Origin of the sequence: Flavobacterium sp. PL12 (assembly GCF_039123485.1) — a bacterium.
Lineage (GTDB): Bacteria > Bacteroidota > Bacteroidia > Flavobacteriales > Flavobacteriaceae > Flavobacterium > Flavobacterium weaverense.
The window spans coordinates 1-20,149 of the sequence record NZ_JBANDI010000024.1; the positions used below are offsets into that span (position 1 = coordinate 1).

Annotated in this window: 14 protein-coding genes; 3 read left to right on the top strand and 11 right to left on the bottom strand. The window is 32.8% G+C overall.

All coding sequences use genetic code 11. The annotated features are described in order from the left end of the window. Positions 1-192 precede the first annotated feature (192 nt). Complete coding sequence (locus RCH19_RS11505) at positions 193-2,223, top strand: ComEC/Rec2 family competence protein (RefSeq protein WP_343023349.1); 2,031 nt, start codon at positions 193-195, stop codon at positions 2,221-2,223. A gap of 6 nt (positions 2,224-2,229) precedes the next feature. Here the strand turns inward: RCH19_RS11505 and RCH19_RS11510 are convergent, their stop codons facing one another. The 5 genes from RCH19_RS11510 to RCH19_RS11530 form a co-directional block, all read right to left on the bottom strand. Continuing rightward, entirely contained in the window at positions 2,230-2,688 is a 459-nt protein-coding gene (locus RCH19_RS11510) for a thioredoxin family protein (protein WP_343023350.1), read from the bottom strand. Between the two features lie 49 nt (positions 2,689-2,737). Further along, positions 2,738-4,222 carry a peptide MFS transporter gene (locus RCH19_RS11515; RefSeq protein WP_343023351.1) on the bottom strand — a complete coding sequence of 495 codons (1,485 nt, stop codon included), beginning with the start codon at positions 4,220-4,222 and terminating at the stop codon, positions 2,738-2,740. 67 nt (positions 4,223-4,289) lie between these two features. Beyond that, positions 4,290-6,047 (bottom strand): peptide MFS transporter, encoded by a 1,758-nt coding sequence (locus tag RCH19_RS11520; protein ID WP_121924997.1) that lies wholly within the window; start codon positions 6,045-6,047, stop codon positions 4,290-4,292. Between the two features lie 17 nt (positions 6,048-6,064). Further along, complete coding sequence (locus RCH19_RS11525; RefSeq protein WP_343023352.1) at positions 6,065-7,645, bottom strand: peptide MFS transporter; 1,581 nt, start codon at positions 7,643-7,645, stop codon at positions 6,065-6,067. 17 nt (positions 7,646-7,662) lie between these two features. Then, entirely contained in the window at positions 7,663-9,834 is a 2,172-nt protein-coding gene (locus RCH19_RS11530; RefSeq protein WP_343023353.1) for a S9 family peptidase, read from the bottom strand. Between the two features lie 179 nt (positions 9,835-10,013). On the opposite strand from RCH19_RS11530, the gene RCH19_RS11535 reads away from it, so the two are divergent. Beyond that, complete coding sequence (locus tag RCH19_RS11535) at positions 10,014-11,330, top strand: hydroxymethylglutaryl-CoA reductase, degradative (RefSeq protein WP_343023354.1); 1,317 nt, start codon at positions 10,014-10,016, stop codon at positions 11,328-11,330. Between the two features lie 64 nt (positions 11,331-11,394). Then, positions 11,395-12,312, top strand: coding sequence for a GYDIA family GHMP kinase (locus tag RCH19_RS11540; protein ID WP_343023355.1), 918 nt, complete (start codon positions 11,395-11,397; stop codon positions 12,310-12,312). A 1,493-nt stretch (positions 12,313-13,805) separates the two neighbouring features. Here RCH19_RS11540 and RCH19_RS11545 read toward each other — a convergent pair. The 6 genes from RCH19_RS11545 to RCH19_RS11570 all read right to left on the bottom strand — a co-directional run bounded on the left by RCH19_RS11545 (position 13,806) and on the right by RCH19_RS11570 (position 20,051). After that, a complete protein-coding gene (locus tag RCH19_RS11545; RefSeq protein WP_343023356.1) occupies positions 13,806-15,902 on the bottom strand; it encodes a peptidylprolyl isomerase in 2,097 nt (698 codons plus the stop codon). A 108-nt stretch (positions 15,903-16,010) separates the two neighbouring features. Then, positions 16,011-17,270 (bottom strand): hemolysin family protein, encoded by a 1,260-nt coding sequence (locus RCH19_RS11550; protein WP_343023357.1) that lies wholly within the window; start codon positions 17,268-17,270, stop codon positions 16,011-16,013. A gap of 3 nt (positions 17,271-17,273) precedes the next feature. After that, positions 17,274-17,471: a hypothetical protein gene (locus RCH19_RS11555; protein WP_121924990.1), complete on the bottom strand. Its 198-nt coding sequence runs from the start codon at positions 17,469-17,471 to the stop codon at positions 17,274-17,276. 11 nt (positions 17,472-17,482) lie between these two features. Further along, positions 17,483-18,037 carry an LPS export ABC transporter periplasmic protein LptC gene (gene lptC, locus RCH19_RS11560; RefSeq protein ID WP_121924989.1) on the bottom strand — a complete coding sequence of 185 codons (555 nt, stop codon included), beginning with the start codon at positions 18,035-18,037 and terminating at the stop codon, positions 17,483-17,485. A 39-nt stretch (positions 18,038-18,076) separates the two neighbouring features. Beyond that, positions 18,077-19,324, bottom strand: coding sequence for a hypothetical protein (locus tag RCH19_RS11565; RefSeq protein WP_343023358.1), 1,248 nt, complete (start codon positions 19,322-19,324; stop codon positions 18,077-18,079). Beyond that, the gene (locus RCH19_RS11570; RefSeq protein WP_343023359.1) at positions 19,317-20,051 is read right to left on the bottom strand and encodes a type III pantothenate kinase; all 735 of its coding nucleotides are present in this window, start codon (positions 20,049-20,051) and stop codon (positions 19,317-19,319) included. The genes RCH19_RS11565 and RCH19_RS11570 overlap by 8 nt, the downstream gene beginning before the upstream one ends. Between the last annotated feature and the right edge of the window lie 98 nt (positions 20,052-20,149).

Sequence of the window (20,149 nt, forward strand, 5' to 3'; positions counted from 1 at the left end):
TCGTATTTTGTATGTCGAAACACAAATTTACGATTCATTTAAAGAAGCCATCTTTTTGGCTTCTTTTTTTATTTAATTATATCGGACAACAATGATTATAAAATATAAGTGTTAAAAATAGAAAGTTTTTTAGCGTTACAAAAAAACTAAAATAAAAAATTCTTTCTTATTGAAAATGTGTACTTTAGATTCATGAAAGTACTAAAATTCCCATTATCTAAAATAACAATTGCATTTGTTTTAGGATTGCTTTTTGCTACTTACATTCACGTTCCTAATCCTTATGTTTTACTAGCACTTATTTTATCGAATGCTATTTTTTTACTACTCTATTTCTTTTCTTCGAATAAAACCTCATTGTACTTTGGTTTAGCGACGTACTTTTTTTCCTTTATAGTTGGCGTTTCAAATCAAATAGTTCATACTGATCACTTTCAAAAAAAGAATTACACCCATAATAGCAAAGCATTTGACGAATCTCATTCGATAGATCTAACAATAAGAGAAAAGTTAAAAAAATCTGCCTTTAGCGACCGATATATAGCGGTAATTAACTGCATTGGAGAAAAAGAACAAACAGGAAAAATAATTTTAAATATTCAAAAAGATGATAAAACACCTGCACTGCAAGTTGGAGCATCTTTAAGAGTTGAGGGAACACTAACTAAAAACAAAACTCCTCAAAACCCAAATCAATTTAATTACAGTAGATATCTCGAGAATAAACAAATCTACGCACAGCTATACGCTGATGTTAACCAAATTAAAATAGGATCATACACAGATAAAAACATCTGGTATTATTCGTCAAAATTACGTTCCCGAATCATCAGTAATCTTGAAAAAAATAATTTTAATAAAACAGAGCTAAATGTAGCAGTTGCACTAATAATGGGTCAGCAACAAGAAATTGCGCCAGAGATAATTCGGGATTATCAGTACGCAGGAGCGGTTCATATTCTATCCGTTTCGGGTTTGCATATTGGATTTATTCTACTTTTTATAACCTTCTTACTAAAGCCCATTCCTAATACACGAAAAGGGTCTTTTATTAAACTAATCATTATTCTTGTCTCTTTATCTACTTTTGGAATAATTGCAGGTTTAGCACCTTCAGTTCTTCGTTCTGTGACAATGTTTTCATTTGTTGCGATAGGAACTCACTTAAGGCGAAGTGTAAATATTTATCATACTTTACTCGTTTCTATATTACTGATTTTACTTTTTGAACCTTCTTTTCTATTTGATGTTGGATTCCAACTCAGTTACACTGCTTTGTTTTTCATAATTTGGTTACAACCTTTACTAAAAACGCTTTGCAATCCTAAAACAAAGATATTTAAATACGTTTGGGATATACTAACCGTTTCCTTTGCGGCACAAATAGGAACTTTACCATTAAGCATTTACTATTTCCATCAGTTTCCAGGTCTTTTCTTTGTCACTAATCTAATCATAATTCCATTTTTAAGTATAATTATGGTCTTAGGCGTATTAGTTATGATTTTGGCCGCCGTGAACATGATTCCCTTGTTTCTATCACAGTTATTAGAATGGAGTATTTATTATTTAAATAAAATAATAAATACGATAGCTTCTTTGGAACAATTTATCATTCAAGATATTCCACTTCACTTTTATTTATTAATCACCGGATACTTAGTTGTTTTTACTATTATTATCTGGTTTAAAAAACCAACATTTACAAAACTAGCTTTGGCGACAGCTTCATTATTAATGATGCAAATCTCGTACTTTACCATTTATTACAATGCCATACACGAAGAGGAGCTGATAGTTTTCAATAGTAAGAAAAGCACTCTCATCGCAGAGAGAAGAAGCAATGCTATTACAATTTATGCCACTGACAGTATTTTAAAAATGTCGGATAAAAACACTATTCTAAAATCTTATGCAATTGAAAACTTAAGTTGCGTAACTCGTAAAATCAAACTTGAAAACTACATTTATTTCAATGGAAAAAGAGTTTATATTATAGATAGTTCTGCTATTTATCCTAGAAATGTAAACTCAGATATTCTTATACTTACACAGTCTAGTAAGGTAAATTTAGATCGTGTATTACAAAATATGAAACCAAGTTTAGTAATTGCTGACGCTTCAAACTTTAAAACAATACAGAAAAACTGGAAAGCTAGTTGTATAAAATATAAAATCCCTTTTCACGCCACTGCTGAAAAGGGATTTTATAAACTAAACTAAAATTATTTACTTCTTAAAAAAACCGTTGGCAACTTCTAACCAAGCGGCTGGACCACCTGCAACATAGCCGGTGCTTCCTAAACCTTCGAAATTTACCTTGCCATCTTTTGTGGTTGCATTCGCCACAACTATTGTTGGAAAGCCTTGAATTCCAAAAGCTTGCTGCAATTCGTTATTTTGTTTTTTAATATCAGCGGTTTGTGGAGCTCTTCTTGGATAATCTAGCTCAACAAGAACTACATTTTCTTTTGCCCAATTTGCAAATTCTCGCGTTTTTAAAACCTCTTTCTGCAAACGTATACACCAGCCGCACCAGTCACTTCCTGTAAAAAACAGCAATAATGGTTTCTTTGTTTTGCTAGAAATCTCCATTGCTTTAGTGACATTGGTTTCCCAAACTAATTCTTGTGCTTCTGCAGCAAATGAGCCGGCGAACAATAATAATGCAATTATGATTTTTTTCATTTTATAATTTTATTTTTAAACTTTTCAAATATAGTGCCGAAATGAATATTTACTTCACTTCTTGCATTAATTTTTTAATAAGTGGAGAAATAGCGATCAATACTACTCCAGCTACTAACGAATAAATAGCTAATTGATAATAGCCATCAGTATACGATTGTAATTTTGACATTAGAGTCGTTCCGTTATTGGATTGTGAAATTGCGGCTCCCAACTTTCCAGCAGCTAATTGTCCAAAAGCACTAGCTAAAAACCAAAGCCCCATCATCATACCAAATAATTTTTTCGGTGATAATTTGGTTATGATTGACATTCCGATAGGACCCAAACACAGCTCTCCTATAGTAGTTACAAAATAAGCGAAAGCGAAAAGATTTAAAGATGTAATTCCTTCTGCATTTGCAAAAAACTTAGTATAGTAAAATAAATAAAAAGACGCAGAAAGAAATAAAAATCCGATACCAAATTTTATTAATGTATTCGGTTCTATTTTCTTTTTGGCTAACCAAAGCCAAAGTAAACCAATAAGCGGGCTTAATAAAACAACAAATAAAGTGTTCGAACTATTGTTCACAACATTTGGATCTATAGTGAATCCTAATAAATTACTGTTTAAATTATCCTTGGCAAAAAGCGATAATGAACCTCCGCTTTGCTCGTAAATAGCATTAAACAGAAAGTAAAAAAAGATGAAAAGAAACGCTGCAAATAATTTTTTCTGTAATTTAACTTCACCAAGTCTAAACAGCTCGTAAGTAAAATAAGAAATTGCGATAACTCCAATAGTATACATGAAATAATCCGTGTAATCTGTATTTTTTACCATTATAAAAATGAATGGTATACTTAACAATGAACCTATATAAACTGCTATTTCACGTGTTTTTCTTTTCGACGCTGTTAGATTTAATAAAGGAGAATTGCCTATAGGTCCTAAATGTTTTTTGGTAAAAAGGAAAGTAACTAGTCCAAAAATCATCACGATGGCTGCAGCAAGAAAACAAAGTGTCCAAGAATGATATTTACCTAAATAAATACATAAAGCACCACCAAACAATCCGCCAATATTAATTCCTGCATAAAACATTCCATAACCCGCATCACGTCTACCATCTTTTTCATGATACAACTCACCTACCATAGACGAAATATTAGGCTTGAAAAATCCAGTTCCTATAATTGAAAATGCAATACCATAATAAAATAAGGTTTGCGGTGAAAACGCAATTAATAAATTACCTACTATCATTACGATTCCTCCAAAAAATAATGATTTTTTAAATCCTAAAATCTTGTCGGCAAAAATTCCTCCAATAAATGTAAAAGCATAAACAAAAGCTTGAATTGCACCATATTGTAAGTTGGCAGCTGCATCTTTCAATAGCAATTGGTCCACCATAAAAAAGGTTAAAACGCCACGCATTCCGTAAAAGCAAAAGCGCTCCCACATTTCAACTATAAACAGATACCAAAGTTGTTTAGGATACTTTCCCTCAAAGTTTTGTATCTGTTCTATTGTTATGTTATTTTCCATTTAATTGCACCTGTGACTGCTATCACTTTATTTTTGAGATCAAAGAATTTGATAAAAATTTTAAACCTTATCGAACACCGTGCATTAATCTTTTCAATAACGGATTAAGAGCGATAACTAAAACGCCGGCAATTACTGGAACTATAGCAAAAATTAAGAAAAATGTTGACAAACTGTACTGTTGAGTAATATTGTCAATTTGTCCTCCCAATACTGCCGCTAGTTTATTTCCAATTGCTATTGCCAAATACCACATCCCAAACATGAAAGCAATCATACGCGCTGGAACTAATTTGCTAACGTAAGACAATCCAACCGGTGATAAGAATAATTCTCCCAGAGTGTGAAATAAGTAGGCTAATACTAACCAAATCATCGATACTTTAATTCCTTCTTTGATTCCGTATGCTCCGTAAGCTAACAGTCCAAAACCAATCGCCATAATTATTAAACCCAAACCGTATTTATAAGCTGCAGATGGATTGTATTTACTATCCCATAGTTTAGAAACTGTAGATGCAAATGCAATTATAAAAAATGAATTTAAAATACTAAACCAAGAAACTGTAATCTCTGAAGATGTAGCGGTAAACTCCTTATACAACATCCATATTGCCACTGACCAGACCCCTAAGAAACAAATTGCCAAAACTACATTAGATCCTGGAATTTTTTTCCAAGTTTGTTTCCCTAATAATATTAGAACCCACGATACGATTAGTAATGGGACAATAGTTAATAGCGTATTAACTACGTTAAAAATCGTTAAAGCAGTTCCTTCTAAAGTTCGATCAACGCTATCTCTAGCAAAAATAACTAATGAAGATGCACCTTGTTCAAAAGACATCCAAAAGAAAACAGTGAAAAAAGCAAAGATAATTACTGCAATCATTCTGTGTCTAATTACAGTAGTATATCGCATTAATCTAGAAATAACTAAAATTAAAAAGAATACAAGTGCAGCAATAATCATTACATTCTGACCATCTAAAGCACCTAACTTAAAAGGAAATAAATTAATATCTGCAATTTTAGATAAAGGATCATTAAAGGCATATAGCAAACCAATAACTGTCGTAATAACGATTAAAACCTTATCTACTAAAGTAAATGGATTTCTTCTATCTTCATCAAGATTACTTTGTTTTGCTAGTTCTTCTGCTTTTTTAACTTCTGCTCGGTTTGGAACTTCTCCAATTGCACCAAATAATGGTTTTGCCAACCAAAATTGTAACGTTCCCAAAAGCATGAAAACACCAGCTAAACCAAAGCCCCAATGCCAACCTACTTTTTCAGCTAAATAACCGCAAAGCATCATACCAAAAAAGGCACCAGCGTTTACACCCATATAGAAGATAGTATAAGCACCATCCTTCTTTTCTGGATTGTTTTTGTACATCTCAGAAAGTATAGAAGTAATATTTGGCTTAAAGAATCCTGTTCCAATAACTAATAATCCAAGACCAACATAAAGCATAGTAGGAGAATCGACAGCCATTGAGGCATGTCCTAATGTCATTATTAAAGCACCAACGACCACTGCCCATCGGTAACCAATGTATTTATCAGCTATAATTCCACCAAAAATAGGTGTAATATAAAGTAGCATTGCATAAGTTCCATAAAGTGCACCAGCATTTTCAGAGGACCAACCCCATCCTGCGTTGTCACCAATGATTGCCATGGTTAGGAAGTTGATCAATAAAACGCGCATTCCATAGAATGAAAATCGCTCCCACATTTCTGTGAAAAATAAAACGAATAATCCTGATGGATGACCTAAAACTGTACTCTTAAAAAATTGATCTGTGGTATTTTGATTCATGTTGTATTTAATTGTGCTTATTTAATGCCGTGCATCATTTTAACTAACTTTCTATTGAAAAGCAATAGCATCAAGGCTGCAAATAACGGAACGCCCGCAATGATGATAAAAAACGTAGATATAGAATACATTTCTGAAATCTTGTCAATGTAAGCTCCAGTCCAGCTTCCAATAAAGTTTGCAATTGCAGAAGCAGTGAACCAAAGTCCGAAAAGAAGACCGACAAATTTTTTGGGAGATAATTTACTTACGTATGATAATCCAACAGGTGATAAACATAACTCACCAACGGTATGGAAGAAATAAGCTAAAATCAACCAAATCATACTTACTGATGCCGTTTTTGCTCCATCAGGAATACTTAAACTACCGTAAGACAATGCAAAGAAACCTACAGCTACAAAGATTAATCCCATAGCAAATTTCACAGGTCCAGATGGATTCCATACTTTATCCCATAACTTACTAAATGATGAAGCAAGTGTAATAATAAAAAATGAGTTTAAAATTTGAAACCAAGAAACAGTAACTTCTGTTGTTTCTAATGAAAATTCACGGTTTACTTTCCAAATTCCTAATCCCCAAATAATTACAAACGATATTGTGGTAAAAATAATAGTTAAAGGATACTTCGCGTAAATTTTCTTGGCTAACCCAGCTAAAACGTAAGTTACAATAGCGATAGGGAAAATTGTTAAAATAGCATCAACCCATTTAAAGAATGTTGCTGAATCTCCGGTTAAAGCTCTTTGTGTATAATCTTTTGCAAATAAAGTCATAGAACCTCCAGCTTGTTCGAAAGCAAAAAAGAAAAAGATACTAGCAACCATGAAAACACCTACAACAACTAATCTATCTCTAACGATGTGAGGAGCTATCTCTACTTCAGAATTCTCTTCAGCTGATAGTTCCGATTTTTTTGCAATATTAACATCTTGTCCAATTACACCAAATATTTTTTGTGCAAAAAAGAATTGTAGCATTCCAAAAAACATAAAAACACCCGCTAAACCAAATCCGTAATGCCACCCAATTTTTTCACCTATATAACCACACAATAACATTCCTAAGAACGCTCCTGCATTAATACCCATGTAAAAAATTGTGTAACCAGCATCTTTTTTACTACTTGTATCAGGATATAACTGACCCACCATTGAAGAAATATTTGGCTTAAACATTCCATTACCTAAAATCATCAATAGTAAACCTATGTAAAAGAAATTTTGACTAACACCTTCAAGCGCCATAGACGCATGTCCAAGTGTCATCACCAATGCACCTATTAAAATAGCTTTTCTATAACCAGTAAATCTATCAGCAATCATTCCTCCTAAAAGCGGAGTCAAATAAACCAAACCGGTATAAATTCCATACAATTTAAGAGCTTCCTCATTCGTCCATGCCCATCCTCCATTTACTAATTCACTTACTAAAAACACAGTTAGTAAAGCGCGCATTCCATAATAAGAAAAACGCTCCCACATTTCTGTAAAAAATAAAACAAATAGTGAAGCTGGATGATCCATAACCATTGCTTGGTCAATCCCTCTGTTACTTAAGTGCTTTAATAATAAATCATCCTGCTTTGATACCATTGTGATATTGTTTTTAGTTATAAGTTCTCTTTAATAAAATTAGTCATCTTCGTGTACAACTGAATTCTGGTATTGCCACCATAAATTCCGTGGTTATTGTCTGGATAAATTTGGGAGTCAAATTGTTTATTAGCTTGAATCAGCGCCTCCATCATTTGCATTGAGTTTTGAACATGTACATTATCATCCCCTGAACCATGTATTAAAAGGAATTTACCTTTCAATTTTGCAACATGATTTATAGGTGAGTTGTCATCATATCCACTTGGATTCTCTTGCGGAGTTTTCATGTAACGCTCTGTGTAAACGCTATCATAGAAACGCCAGTTTGTAACTGGAGCTACTGCAATCGCCATTTTAAAAACATCATTTCCTTTTAAAAGACTATTAGAAGACATAAATCCACCATAAGACCAGCCAAATATACCTATTCTAGCTTTATCTACAAATGAATAGTTACCTATTACTTTAGCAGCGTCAATTTGATCCTCTACCTCGTATTTACCTAATTGAAGCTGAGTTACTTTTTTAAATTCCGCTCCTTTATAACCCGTTCCTCTTCCATCGACACATGCTACGATGTAACCTTGCTGAGATAACATCATAAACCAATAATCGTTAGAGTTGATCCAGCTATTAGCTACTTGCTGAGATCCTGGACCTGAATATTGGAACATGAAAACTGGATATTTTTTTGAAGCATCAAAATCTTTTGGTTTGATCATCCATGCATTCAACTCGTTACCTTTTTTTGTTTTAAGAACAAAAAACTCTTTGGATGGTAAATTATATCCTTTTAATTTTTCAGATAAAGCTTCATTGCTTTGAATAACCTTGATTTCTTTCCCCGCCTTAGCATCGTTCAAAGTATATTTTGTTGGCATTGATGCGCTTGAAAAAGTATTGATGTAATATTGAAAATTCGGACTGAAAGTTGCACTGTTCGTTCCTGTTTGAGTTGACAATCTCATTTTATTTTTCCCATCAAGCGCTACTCTATAGATATCTCTATTAATTGATCCATTTTCAACAGATTGATAAAATACAGTATTCGACTTTTCATCTAAACCGTAATAAGAGGTTACATCCCACTTTCCTTTAGTTACTTGATTTTTTAATTTCCCATTTTTATCATATAAATAAATATGATTGTAACCATCTTTTTCTGAAGTCCAAATGAAACTATTGTCTTTCAAAAAAGTTAAATCATCAGTAACGTCAACGTAAGCCTTATCTTTTTCGTTCAAAACTACTTTCGCAGTTCCTGAATCTCCATTAATGAAAAGTAAATCTAAATTATTTTGATGACGGTTTAAAACCTGTGCAGATAATGTGTTAGCATCATTTGTCCATTTCATTCTCGCGATATAAAAATCATTGTAGTTACCTAAATTAATATTTTTAACGGCATTTGAATCTACATTGTAAATATGCAATGAAACGACAGCGTTGTTTTCGCCCGCCTTTGGATATTTAAAAGTCTGCATAGTAGGATATAAATCTTTACCAAAAATAGACATTGAAAACTCAGGAACTTTGGTTTCGTCAAAACGAATATAAGCTACTTTTTTACTATCTGCACTCCAGTCAAATGCTTTTACAAAAGCAAATTCTTCTTCATAAACCCAGTCAGTAATACCATTAATGATGCTGTTTTTCGCTCCGTCTGTCGTAATTGCAGTTGACTTCTTAGAGGATACATCGTATACGTACAGATTATTTTCTTTTGCGTAAGCGATTTTCTTACCGTCTGGTGAAAAGGTTGGTTCCTGAACTTGGAAGTCAAATGGTTTAGAGAGTTCTTTTGTCGCGATATTGTATAAAAAATAATCAGCTGTGAAGGAATGACGAAAAATTTGTTTCGTATTACAGGCTAGCAAAATCATTTTTTCGGAAGCATCGAATGTATAGCTGTTTATTCCACTACTTAACTCTGGGAAAGACTTTGTATCGATTAAAGTAGTTACTTTCTTTAAAGTAGCAAAGTCATATAAATCAATGCTCATGCTTCTTGACTGCCTATCAAAGTTAAGAACTGTATATTGATTTGTGTTCTTTAACGACTGAAGTTCATCCATTCCTTTTGTTCGAAATGTGCCGTTATAAATCTCATCTATTGTTATTTTTTGCTGACCTACAACTGAAAAACAGATGAATAAAAATAATGTTATAATTTGTTTTGAGTTCATGCTATTTATTTAAAGATAAAAACCGTCAATTTTAGTGAAAAAATTACAATTAACGTCTCTTTTTTATGTTAAATGTAAAAATTAATATTAAAAGTAAATCATTAGTGAATATCATTTGGTTACAAACAAAACCTCTAAAAACGTATATTTGCAGTTAATTATACCATAATCAATTGAGAATGAATAAGGCTATTAGCGGATTTTCAAAATTATCCAAAGAAGAAAAAATAGAATGGATTGCCAATCAATATTTTTCAACACCTACAGAAGCTGTTTTATTACTGAAAAACTACTGGAATTCTGACGAAAAAATACAGAAATTACACGATGAATTCATTGAAAATACGATTACAAACTTTTATATCCCGTTAGGAGTTGCTCCTAATTTCCTAATTAATGGAAAATACAGCACGATTCCCATGGCAATCGAGGAAAGTTCAGTAGTAGCTGCTGCCTCAAAAGCTGCAAAATTCTGGTCTACACGTGGTGGTTTTAAAGCAACCGTTATCAATACCGAAAAAATAGGTCAAGTCCATTTTATATATAAGGGAGATATTTCAAAACTGAATTTGTTTTTTGCTCAAATAAAAAATAAACTTTTTTTAGAAACAGAATCTATCACTGTAAATATGCAAAAAAGAGGTGGAGGAATTTTAGATATCGTTCTTAATGATAAAACTGATTTACTACCTAATTACTTTCAATTACATGCTACTTTTGAAACTATAGATAGCATGGGCGCTAATTTCATCAACTCTTGTCTCGAACAATTTGCAAAAACATTAAAAGATGAGGCTCACGACTACGAATTATTCACAGAAACAGAAAAGGATATAGAAGTTATTATGAGCATTCTCTCTAATTATGTTCCTAATTGTGTCGTAAGAGCTGAAGTTTCTTGTACAGTTGCAGAACTAGAAGAAAAACACATTCCTAATGGTGAAGAATTTGCCAATAAATTTATACAAGCAGTCCAAATTGCTGAAGTAGAACCATTCCGAGCTGTCACGCATAATAAAGGAATAATGAACGGTGTAGATGCCGTTGTTCTTGCAACTGGAAATGATTTTCGTGCTGTAGAAGCTGGAATTCACGCTTACGCTGCTAGAAACGGTAAATATTCTAGTTTATCTCATGCCCAAATTGAAAATGGAATTTTTACTTTTTGGCTCGAAATCCCTTTAGCCTTGGGAACTGTAGGAGGTTTAACGTCCTTGCACCCTTTAGTCAAATTATCTCTCGAGATGTTAGAAAACCCTTCTGCAAAGGAGTTAATGCAGTTTGTTGCAGTCGCAGGTCTTGCTCAGAACTTTGGCGCATTGCGCTCTTTGACTACCACCGGAATTCAAGAAGGTCATATGAAAATGCACTTAAACAATATCATCAATCAGTACGAAGCGACAGAAAGCGAACGCCTTTTAATTCAGAAACATTTCAAAAAAAATACCGTTTCTCACAGCGCTGTAGTAACTTTTATTGAAGAAATTAGAAAATAATCGATAACATTAAAGGAATTTGAAAAGGAAATCAATTAGAATTACTGCTATAAATTCAGTTTAAATGACACAAACATATTACAGCAACGGGAAGCTATTAATAACCGGAGAATACCTCGTTTTAGATGGTGCTAAAGCATTTGCTTTACCTACAAAATTCGGTCAGAATTTAATTGTAGAACAAACCACTTCTAAACATATTCAATGGATAAGCTATGATGCTGACGGAAGCACTTGGTTCGAAGACATAATTTTATTTTCAGATATTGTAAATGAAAGTGATTCAGAGAACGAATCTGTAAAAGACACTTTAACTACAATCATAAAAGAAGCACTTCTATTAAATCCAAATGCATTAAATCAAAATCAAGGTTTAAAAATTACCACTGAACTTAGCTTTCCTAAAAGTTGGGGACTAGGAACATCGTCTACACTCATAAACAATATAGCTCAGTGGCTAGAAGTTGATGCTTTTACGCTACTTAAAAACAGCTTTGGAGGAAGCGGCTATGATATTGCTTGCGCGCAAAACGACAGCCCAATTTTATATCATTTGAATGATGGCAATCCAATTGTAGAGCAAGTCTGCTTTTCTCCAAAATTTACAGAAAATATATTTTTCGTTTATCTTAATAAGAAGCAGAGCAGTAAAACCGCTATCGCTTCATACAATATGAATAAAAAATACAATTTAGAAAAAACAATTGCTTCAAATGATCAAACCACGACCGAAGTTTTAGAAGCCCGCACTCTTCAATCCTTTGCGGAAGCATTACAAAAACACGAGATTGAAATGAGTTCTATTCTCGAAATGCAAACAATCAAAGAAGCTACATTTCCTGACTTCGAAGGAACGATAAAAAGTCTTGGAGCTTGGGGAGGCGATTTTGTCATGGCAATAAGTACTGAAAATCCATCGGAATATTTTATTTCAAAAGGATATTCGACAATTATTACATACGATGAAATGATATTGACTTAGGGTTTAATTTATGTTATCCATTTGACTGTAATGATAGCCTTATCTTATTGCTACGCTAGGAACGTAGCAACGCAAACTTGCAACTTTATTGAGACGCTTCCAGCGTGACAAAGTGATGGTGAAATAGATGTTGCATTTAATTTTCAACGCAAAATAATTGAGACACTTCAGCGTTACAAAGTAACAGCGAAATACATGTTACATTTAGTCGTCAGAGCAACTTTATTGAGACGCTTTTAGGGTGACAAAGTAATAGTGAAATATTGTTACCGCAAGGCCAAGAAAAAATCATAAAAAAATCCTTTTCCTTAAATATTATATTGTTCTAATTTTATTAGATTGACTTTGAGTTTTCTACAACCATTACTATAATGTTCCTTTCCAGTTGTCACCCTGGAAGCGTCTCACCGCAAACGAGCAACTTTATTGAGACGCTTCCAGCGTGACAAAGTGATGGTGAAATAGATGTTGCATTTAATTGTCAGCGCAACTTTATTGAGGCACCTTCAGCTTCACAAATTGTAAGCGAAATATTATTACCGCAAGTCCACGACAACATCATTAAAAAATCCTCTACCTTAAATATTATATTGTTCTAATTTTATTAGATTGACTTTGAGTTATCTACAATCATTACTAAAATGTTCCTTTCCAATTGTCACGCTGGAAGCGTCTCACCTTAATCTAGCAACTTAATTGAGACGATTCCAGCGTGACAAAGTGATAGTGAAATAAATGTTGCATTAAGCCGTCAACGCAACTTTATTGAGGAACCTTTAGCTTCACAAATTGTAAGCGAAGTATTATTACCGCAAGTCCACGACAACATCATTAAAAAATCCTCTACCTTAAATATTATATTGTTCTAAATTTATTAGATTGACTTTGAGTTTTCTACAACCATTACTAAAATGTTCCTTTCCAATTGTCACGCTGGAAGCGTCTCACCGCAAACGAGCAACCTTATTGAGACGCTTACAAAGTTTCAAATTATTAGTGAAATATTTGTTACATTTAATTGTCAGCGCAACTTTACTGAGACGCTTCCAGCATGACAAAGTGATAGTGAAATGGATGTTGCACTTAATTATTAACGCAACTTTATTCAAACGCTTCCAGCGTGACAAAGTATTAGTGAACTATCTCTTGCATTTATTGGTCAACGCAACTTTGTTAAGACGCTTCCAGCGTGAAAAAGTATTAGTGAACTATCTCTTGCATTTATTGGTCAACACCACTTTATTAAGACGCTTCCAGCGTGACAAATTGACGGTGAAATAGGTGTTGCATTTATTGTCAGCGCAACTTTATTGAGACGCTTCCAGCGTGACAAAGTGATGATGAAATAGATGTTGAATTTAATTGTCAGCGCAACTTTTTGAATAAGCTTGCAGCATATCAAAACACCACTAATTTCGCAAAAATCAGTGCAAAAAAAATCCCGATACATTTTAAAATGTATCGGGATTTTATATTTTGAGTTATTACTTTGATTAGTAATTGAACTGCTGTCTGTTATCTTTAATTTTAGCGTTCCCTTTTAATGCTGGAATTACTCTATTCACTTCTGAAGCATTTTGAGACTCTATTTTTGCAACGTAAGTAGCATAATCTTTCATTGCTGGAGCTTTTACAGTGCTTATGTTTTTAACAACATAAACTCCAGTATTCCCCTCGATAGGTGCAGATAATTTATTTGCTGCTAAAGCAAATGCATTTCCTACAACTCTTGGCTCAGGACCAACATTTGGTAACATTGCGTTTTCCATAGTAAGATCAGTAGCTTGTTGTACTGTTCCTCCTACTGCTTTAGCAATAGCTTCAAGAGAAGAACCACTCATTTTAGCTTTTATCAATTCTGCTTTTTTCTTATTTTTAAGTATATTCTCAACATAAGGTCTTGCAACAGAAACTGCAACTAAACCAGTTTTATCAATACTTTTTACTTTTGCAATTACGTGACCAACATTAGCTACTTCAAATCTTTTTACAGATCCTTTTTTAACGCCGTCTTCAAATGCCCATCTTACAATATTTCTTTGATTACCTAATGATCCAAAACTCTCATCCATTCCTTTAACAGAAACTGCAGGCGCTACGGTAAGTCCCATATCTTTTGCCGCTTTGTTAAAATCTTTGTCTGCAACATCCATTTCAAATTTAGTTGCTTGTGTAAACATCTTATCAGATGTAGCTTCAGAAGCTTCAATTTTTTGAGCAACAGTTGCTAAACGGATGCCGTCTTGCTTATCTGTAACTTTAATAATATGAAAACCGAAATCACTTTCAACTAAACCAACTTTTCCAATTCCGTTATTGAATACAAAATCATTAAAAGGTTTTACCATTTGGTTTGGACCAAAATAACCTAAATCTCCTCCTTGTTGTGCAGAAGAATCATCAGATGATGTAAAAGCTAACATTAAAAAGCTATCTGGATTAGCATTAACTTGAGCAAGAATGCTTTCTGCTTTAGCTTTAGCTTCTTCCTTAGTTCTTACTTCCTTTTTATTTGGAACTTGTGTTCCTTCATAACTGATTAAGATATGACTTGCTTTTGCATTAACTCCAGCTTTCATTCCCATTGATTTAGAAATACAGTAGTAATTTCCAAACATATAAGGTCCGTAAATAGCACCAGGAGCAAGATTGAATAATTTGTCAGCATCAACTGCTGGTAAATCTTTCTTAGCGATATAAGTTGAATCATAAGGAACATCAGAATTTGAGTTCACAAAATCAGCTATGTTTTTTGTTGTTCTAAAACCAGCAACTGTATCATTTTTACCAGTAGCTTGATTATAAACAACGCTTCCATTCAACAATGCATTTACTTTAGTCTTAATTTCAGCTTCATCAGCAGGCGATGCTTTGTCTTCGATTAAAACATATTCTATTTCGCGAGATTCATCTGCTTTAAATTTCTTCTCATTTTTCTTCATGTAATCAACAATCTCCGAATCAGTAACTTTCACATCACTGTCTTTAATTGTAGAATATAAACCTGCAACGTAAGCAAAGTTAACTTTGTTTGCTTCCATTTCATATTTCATTTTACCTTCACTTGCAGTTGTAAAAACCGCCGCTTTAATCATAGTGTTATACATTTGATATTTAGCGTTTAACTCAGCGTCTTTCTCTCTGTCTTTTAAAAACTGAGCTTGCTCTGGATTAGCCTTGAAGTACTCTTTAAATTTAGCAACATCAAATCCACCTGCTGCATTCATAAACAATGGATTCCCACCAATATTTTGATCAGCTTTTAAAACTTCCAATAAGTGTTTTTCACCTACTCTTAATCCTAACTTATCAAATTCAGTAGTTAACAATGCAACAGAAACTTCTTGCTCCCAAACTCTGTTTGCTGCTTCAGTTGAAGTAATCCCTTGTCCACTTTTTTCAACATTACTAACTTTAACTCTAAAGTCTTCAAATGAAATATCTTTTCCATCGATGCTTCCTACATCTTTCGACGTACTGTTGAAACCACCACTATTGAATATATCACCTATGATAAATGCTAATAAACAAAATCCAATAACTAGTATCAGAAGAAGTGAACGTTGTCTAATTTTTTGTAAAACTGCCATTTTATTGTTGTTAATTTTTATATTCAGTTTGCGAAAATACAATTATCTAGTTAATAATAATACTAGTAGCGTTTTATTTTGCAAGAATTTTTACTTTCACAATAGAAATCACTCTTGCACCGTCATTTTAACCAATTCTATTTTCTTGTTTGTCGCCTCTTCGATTACAAAATGATAGATTCCTATAGAAATTTTGTCTCCTTTTTGCGGAATTTCCTTAGTGTGATCTACTATAAAACCTCCTAAAGTTCCATAAGAATCTTCTTCAGGAATATCGAGTTTGTAGGTTTCATTTAAATATTCAACATCAAGTCGTGCTGAAAACAAGAACTCACCTTGTCCCAGTTCTTTCTCTACTAATTCTTCATCTGAATCATGCTCATCTTGAATTTCGCCAAAAAGCTCTTCAATAATATCTTCGATAGTGATTATCCCTGAAGTTCCACCATATTCATCTAAAACAACCGCAACACTTTTTCTCTTTTTAGTCAAGAAATTCATGGCATCCTTAATAAATATAGTTTCAGGCAGAAATTCTACTTTAATTACAATTTCTTCGATGCTGTTTGGCTTTTTGAACAAATCAAAAGAATGAACATAACCGATAATATCATCAAAGGAATTTTGATAAACTACGATTTTCGAATAACCGGTTTCAATAAATAATTGTCTTAAATTATCAATCGAATCTAATAGATCAACAGCACTAATTTCAATCCTTGGAGTCATTACATCTCGAGCTTTAACTCCTGAAAACTCCAATGCATTTTGAAACATCAAAATTTCTGAATCTACCAACTCATTATCTTCAACGGTACTCATTTGCTCAGTGATATAATCTCCAAGTTCGATCTTACTAAAAAACAAAGGAGTAATGTCGCCTTCAGTTTTGAAGAATCGCTTTAAGATAAAATCAGAAATACCAATAAAAAACAAAGCTACGTAATAGAAAATCTTGTAGAAAAAATACGCTGGTACTGCAAAAATCTTAATTAATGAGTTAGCATATATTTGAAAAAACACTTTAGGAAGAAACTCGGCAGTAATTAAAATAACGACCGTAGAAATAAGAATTCGGATTAATAGACTCCATCCTTCCGATAGAGAGTTTCCAGAGTTGAAAAACCATTCAGTCAACAAATCGCCCATAAAAAAACCATAAATAACCATAGCTGCGGTATTACCTATCAGCATGGAAACAATGAAATTTGTTGGTTTCTCAGTAAGTTTAGTCAGTATTTTTGAAAGAAAGTTGTCTTGCTTTTTCTCGATTTCGAGATAAATTTTATTAGATGAGACAAACGCTATCTCCATTCCTGAAAAAAAAGCACTTAGTATTAGACATAATATAATAATACTAATTTCCATGGACTAGGAGTTTTTGTTTCTGTCATCAAATTTTTTAGAAAATTTTCTTCTAAAAAAGAACATAAATATAGCCACAGCAGTGATAATAAAACTCAACCATGGACTTCCTAAAGCAGGATTCATAAGTTTTGTAACACCATCATAAAGAAAGAAAGCTGCAAAAAGAAGATAAACGTATTGTGTAAATTTTAAGTAATTCATAGTGTAAATAATTATTCGTTTGTTTCAACTTCGCCTGTTATTTTTTGCGAATTAATGACTTTGAAATCTCTGCTAAAATCAATTCCTTGTCCATTTGAGACTCCTTTAGGATCCGTAAATTTGAATCTTCTCTCCGTAAAAAACCACTCGTTTTTTTGATCAAAGTAAAGCTGTTCTGTCTCTAGAGTTTGACCTTGTTCGGTGTAAATTTTTACTTTGCCTTGTAAATCAATAATACTACTTCCTTTGTACGAAATTGCATAATTTGATCTAATAAAGGTTTTTTTTGCGTTTTTATCGTAGAGTGTGACATCAATTCCTTTTGGAAATTCAGTAAAAGGATAACTTACCGTAGCGTAATCTAACATTTTTGAACTTACTAGAATCGCGGTAATCCTGCCAGAATCAGTATATTTCAAATTAACCATGTCAGCATCGCTACTTGGAAAAAATTCAGAAATATTACTTTTTTGTATTTCCTTAAAATTACTTTCGCACCCAAAAAAGAGTGTCACAGCAAAAACTGTGACAATCCATTTAATAGTGTTTGTTTTATTTAAAGTCATACGCTGAACTTACAAAGAAGTTTAAGTGACAAGCTGTTTTTAGTTGAATTTTCGTTTAACAAACCATTGTTCATTAAGAGAGAAACCCACACTAACATTAGCATAATTCTCTTCAACTAAGCCAGCTGAAGTAGTTCCTTTTTTACCAAATTCAAGTCCGATGTTTACATTTGAAAAAGTTCCCGTTAAAGGCAAACCAAATCCTAATGAAACCGCCATGTCTTTGATAGGCTCTGAATTGATTATCAAACCAGTTTTTTCATATCTGAATCCACCTCTGTAGGTTACTCTTTTTGCATAACTTGAAAATGCATTATAGTTAGGAATGTAGTATCCACCTATATTATATTTTTGATGCTTTTCATAACTCACATTATCAAGAGCATTATAACTATTACTTAAAGATCCTGCACCTTGAAAGGTATAACCAATTCCAACTAACCATTTTTTAGCTTCGCCAATACCAGCAGACATTGCATATTTACTTGGCACTTTTAAGTTTTCCTCCGTTTTTACATCTTCTAAAATATCTACAATCGCTAAATCAAAGTTAGAATTATATAAAGCTGTAGCTATATTTCTAGTATTTTTAGATTTCAAAGTACTTTCTAGCGAATAGTTTAAACTACTGAATAACGATACTTTTTTATAAATTTTTGTTTGGTACATCATACCAATATTAAAATTCACACCAGATAAATCTACTTCGTTTAATTCTCGAGTACCAATAGCGATATCAGTAATATATTCGAAATTATTCGTTTCAATTTTTCCAAAATTATAATTGACATCTGCTCCAAGACTTAAATCTGAAGTTATTTTATAACCGACACCAAGAAATGCTTTGTTCAACCCACCTGTTCCATTAAAACTTTGGTTATTTTCTGTACCTGTACTCAAACTTCTAATTTTGTAACCAACAGATGAATACGGAATCAATCCAAAACCCACACCAAATTTACCTAAAGGCAAACCAACTGCTAGATAATCTAAAGTTGTTCTTGAAGCTTTGGCTGATTTTGTCTCTGTTTTTAAATTTGTACTTGAATTAGTACCTCCTAAAGAAAAAGTTGTTAGTTTTAAACTTGCAAAACTTGCAGGATTTTGTAGGTTCATGTGAATACTATCTTGCTCGACAGCAATCCCTCCCATAGCGCGAGTTTCATGAGTTCCTTTGAATCTTACATCACCAATACCGTAAAAAGAATATGGAGAAGCTGTTCCTTCTTGAGCGAAAGTAACTAATGATAAAAGCAAACAAGCGCTTACTATAATTTTTTTAATCATTTTTGATTTTATATTGAAAAGTTTGGTTCAAACTCTCCAAGAGAAAATTTGAATTGGCAAATATGGTATTTTTTAATCGTTTGGCCAAAAAATCTGTGTCTCCCCCCGTTAAAATTATTATAAAATTTGAGTATCGAGCGCTATAATCTGCTATGAATCCGTCAATCTCGTTTACTAGTCCATTCACAACACCGGAATGAATAGATGTCGAAGTTGAGTTTCCTATTAAATCGCTAGGATTTTCTAATGATAGCAAAGGCAGCTTTGCAGTATAATTATTTAATGACTCATATCTCAAGCGGAAACCTGGAGAGATTGCTCCTCCTAGATACTCATTATCTTGAGTGATAAAATCGTAGGTAACACAAGTCCCGGCATCAATAACTAATCTATTTTGATTTGGAAAACTTAAAACTGCTCCAGAAGCAAGAACCATTCTATCGATTCCTAATGTTTGAGGCGTACTATATTTATTTTGAAAAGGAAAAAGATCGGTGTGCGATATAAAATTCACTTTAACTAAATTATTGAACGCTAAAAATGACTCTTTTTCCACATCTCCTACCGAAGAAACAACCAAATCAGTTGTTTTTTGAAATTTTTTTAAAATATTTTCAATTTTTTTTTCGAGCTCAATTTTTGTAAAAATAAAAATTTCTAAAAGTATATTATCCTCAAATACAGCAGCTTTAATTCGGGAATTACCTACATCAATCACTAAAATCATAATTCATTTTTTGATGTTGCGAAGGTACGAATTGATTTTTTTAAAAAAATGGTTTGGATATATTAAAAATCATCCTATCTTTGCACCCGCAATAGCAC